This is a genomic window from Bacteroidales bacterium (assembly GCA_018334875.1).
Taxonomy (GTDB): domain Bacteria; phylum Bacteroidota; class Bacteroidia; order Bacteroidales; family UBA12077; genus JAGXLC01.
In genome coordinates this window covers 1-4047 of sequence record JAGXLC010000370.1, presented here as the reverse complement: position 1 = coordinate 4047, position 4047 = coordinate 1, and the positions used below count along the sequence as shown (strand labels likewise).

Annotated in this window: 2 protein-coding genes; both read left to right on the top strand. The window is 43.6% G+C overall.

All coding sequences use genetic code 11. From position 1 onward, the window contains the following. Positions 1-893: chemotaxis response regulator protein-glutamate methylesterase (locus KGY70_18210; GenBank protein ID MBS3777136.1), on the top strand; the 893-nt coding region annotated here is incomplete at its 5' end. A 247-nt stretch (positions 894-1140) separates the two neighbouring features. Continuing rightward, positions 1141-3417: a PAS domain S-box protein gene (locus tag KGY70_18205; protein ID MBS3777135.1), complete on the top strand. Its 2277-nt coding sequence runs from the start codon at positions 1141-1143 to the stop codon at positions 3415-3417. The last annotated feature ends 630 nt before the right edge of the window (positions 3418-4047 follow it).

The window sequence follows — 4047 nt, the reverse complement described above, 5'->3', positions numbered from 1 at the left end:
TGGATGGGCTCACCTTTTTGAAGAAAATTATGTCGCAACATCCCATGCCAGTGGTGATCATTTCCAGTTTAACGGAAAAGGGTACCCGAAGTGCCATCAAGGCGCTGGAATTTGGTGCGGTGGAGATCATTACCAAGCCGCGTATGGATTCCAGGAAGTTCATCCAGGAGTCAAAAATCCGAATATGTGACGCAATTAAGGCTGCGGCTGTTTCTTCCATGAAGCGGAGAAACGTTCCAACGCCCAGCATTCATGTAGAGCCCAAGCATACTGCCGATGCGGTTCTGCCCAAAAGCGCCGCCAAAAGCATGGTGGAGACTACTGAGGTGGTTGTGGCTGTTGGAGCCTCAACCGGAGGTACCGAAGCCATTGCGAAATTCCTTGAGGAGCTCCCTGTTGATAGTCCCGGCATCGTTATTGTCCAGCATATGCCTGAACAATTCACCCGTTCATTTGCAGAACGCCTGGATGAGACATGTCGCGTAACGGTAAAGGAAGCTGTCAACGGCGATTCCCTGATCAGGGGGCACGTTTTGATTGCTCCCGGGAATTATCATACCTTACTGAAAAGAAGCGGTGCCCGCTACTATTTGGAAGTTAAAGAAGGACCGATGGTTAATCGCCACAGGCCCTCGGTGGATGTCCTCTTTCGTTCGGTGGCCCGGTATGCAGGCAGAAATGCAATGGGAATCATTCTTACCGGTATGGGAAGAGATGGTGCTGCAGGTTTGCTGGAGATGAAGCAGGCCGGAGCCAGAACCATCGCACAGGATGAAAAATCCAGTGTGGTTTATGGCATGCCTAAAGAGGCTGTGGAGATAAATGCTGTGGATAAAATACTTCCCTTACAGGATATGGCAAAATATGTTGCCACAAGTTATAAATACCGGTAAAAGCATGAGATGCCCCGAAGCCCTGTTGCTATAATAAAACATGCTCATTGATCTGTCGTTTAAGGAAGATTTGAAGGAAATGATCGTTTGAAAGGAGAGGGGCGGGAAGAATGGAAGAAAATGAAACCCTTGTGCCTTCTTTTTCGTTGGAAAGTATAGCAGGAACAAAGAATGTAAACAGGCAAATGCATTTACATTTTTTTAATGTGAAAATATCTTGTGCGTAAAATATTAATGGTTTTCTCTGATGTCGATAACAAGTGATAAACAAATAGTCCTGAAATATACATTGAGTGGATTCATCATTGGTCTGGCCACCATACTTTTAGTAATCTTACTCGATATTGTTTTACTGAATCTTACACTGGAACAGATCGGAGAAATGCACAGCCGGCACCCGGCTTACATTATTCTTGATTTGTCTCCGGTGGTTCTGGCATTGTATGCCTATCTCCTTGGCCGCAAGTATGCTGATACATCACGGAATTTGCAGGAATCCCTGGAACGGGAACACAATAAGATCTACAAATTGTATAATTTTGTAGAACAACTAAGAAAAGGCAATACGGATGCCGAGTACAAAATTCAGGACGATGAAGATTTACTGGGCAGAGCGGTTATGTCGCTGCGCGACGAATTGAAGAAAAACCAGGAAGAAGAGGAGAAACGAAGAAAAGAAGACCAACAGCGCCACTGGACCTCGGAAGGACTGGCTAAGTTTGGAGAGATATTACGCCAGGAAACGGACGATTTGGAGGAAATCTCTTATCAGGTCATCAGTAATCTCGTGAAATATATCGGTGCCGTACAGGGCTCCCTCTTTATTATTGAAGGAGAAGAGGATAATGATAAGCATTTGGAGATGAAAGCCTGCTATGCTTATGACAGGAGGAAATTCCCCGATAAAAGGGTGGAAATGGGTGAAGGTTTAATGGGGGCAACGGTTATGGAGGAGGAGACAACCTATATCACTGAATTACCCCAGGAATATGTCAATATCACATCCGGTCTGGGCCATTCGACACCGGATGCCCTTTTGATAGTTCCCCTGATAGTCAATGAACAAATTCATGGGGCCATAGAACTGGCCTCTTTCCACGGAATGGAGCAATACGTGATTGATTTTGTTGAAAAAGTAGGGGAAAGTGTTGCTTCTACCATTTCCAATGTAAAGATCAATGCGAAAACTTCACGTCTTTTGGAAGAATCGCAGAAGCAGGCTGAAGAGCTGGCTTCCAAGGAGGAAGAGATGCGGCAGAACATGGAAGAGCTCAAAGCCACCCAGGAAGAAGCTGCCCGTCAGAGCGAGCGGTTTGTTATTTTTTCCAATGCCGTAAGCCACACAATGATTCATGCTGAGTACGATCCCCAGGGATATTTGCTATATGCAAACACCAAATTCATTAATAAACTGGGGTATGAGTCCAATAAGGAGGTGGAAGGAAAACATATTTCCGAGTTTATTGATGAGAAAGACCGGTCGTGGTTTGATGAGCTTTGGGACAGTTTGGCACATGGAGGGAGGCATTTTGAGGATTACATGAAACATGTTACCAAGCAGGGAAAAGACCTTTGGACCATGTCCACTTATACCTGTATGAGAAAAGATGACGGAAGTGTTGAAAAGATCCTCTATCTGGGCCTCGATACCACCTCACAGAAAAAGCAGAGTCTTGACTATGAGGGTCAGATCCAGGCACTCAACCAGGCCAGTCAAAAGGTTGAATTATTGCCTTCAGGTGATGTCCTTGAAGCAAACGAGAACTTCAACAATCTGATGGAATATTCGGAGAGTGAGCTGACCAGCAGCACCATATTTGATTTTGTGCCACAGGCAGATCTGAATGACCTGAAAGAAACCTGGGAAAAGGTGGCACAGGGAGAGATATATGAGGATCAGATGAGGCATCAGACCAAAAGCGGAAAGGAAGTTTGGCTACAGGTTACGCTTTCACCCGTTCTGGACATTTACGGGGATATTTCCAAGGTCATTTATGTGGGACATGATATTACCAAGAGCCGTAAGATGGAGATAGAAACCGCCAGAAAGGCTGAGATGCTTAGGGAGCAGGAAAAGAAGCTAAAACAGGCGCAATCCGACTTGACCAAGAAACTTGAGGAAGCACGTGAAGAAGTGAAACAGCGGTTTAAAGATATGGAGAAGGAGAAGCTGCGCAATGAAAGAACGCTGGAAGGTGCATCCGACGCAATATTAACCATTGACCAGGAAGGTACCGTTAAATTTTTCAATAAAGCCGCTGAAGAACTCTGGCAGATAGAAAAACCCATGATACTCGGAAAAAACCTCAATAAATTGTTCCCCAATGGGAGTAACCAGGATGATTTTATAGAACGCTTGCTGAATCCCAATAAGGACAAGGTTGTGGGCGAGCGCAAGGAAGTAAATATCACCAATACGAGTGGTGAAGAAGTGCCTGTGATTATGGTGTTATCCATGGCCCATGTAGAGGACGAGACCACCTATACCGCCTTCGTTCAGAATATTTCAGTGGATCTGTTTTGAAAACAATTTCATTTGATTATTGTTTATTTATGGGCAAATGAACCCCGATAAGGCTCAGCGAAACTAAACCCGCATTTCGGTCATGCTTTTGTTGTATAAGATTACTGCAAGCGGATTTTATTTCAAAACAACCATTTCAATATATTGCACAAATAGCGGCTTACAGAAAACCTTATTTTTAGTTGCTCAACCTTAATAGCCATGAAATACCCAATGATAATCAACCTTATTACCTTATTCTCCGGAAGCATATAACAGCTGGATGTAAAAAAATAAGGTAATAAGGTTAAGGGATGGGGAGATGCCTTATGGCTACTAATGTTTAATATAAAGAAAAATAAGGTTTTTAATACGAAATGTAATTGCCAATTTGGACAAGCCAAAACGGAAACACATTAAATTCCTTGAAAGCATCCTGTTTGGTTTTGGCTTGCCCGGTAAGGTATGATACATTATAACCGTGATGTGAGTCCGGATGCTTCAAATTCACATATTAACTTAAAATCCGAAGGAATGAAACAAAAAAGGTTGCCTGGAAAAAATTGGGAATGCTGTCGGAGATAGCACCATTATTTTCGCAGCATTTGCCCACAGAAAGGATATTTACAAGCACTTCCCATAAAATTAATA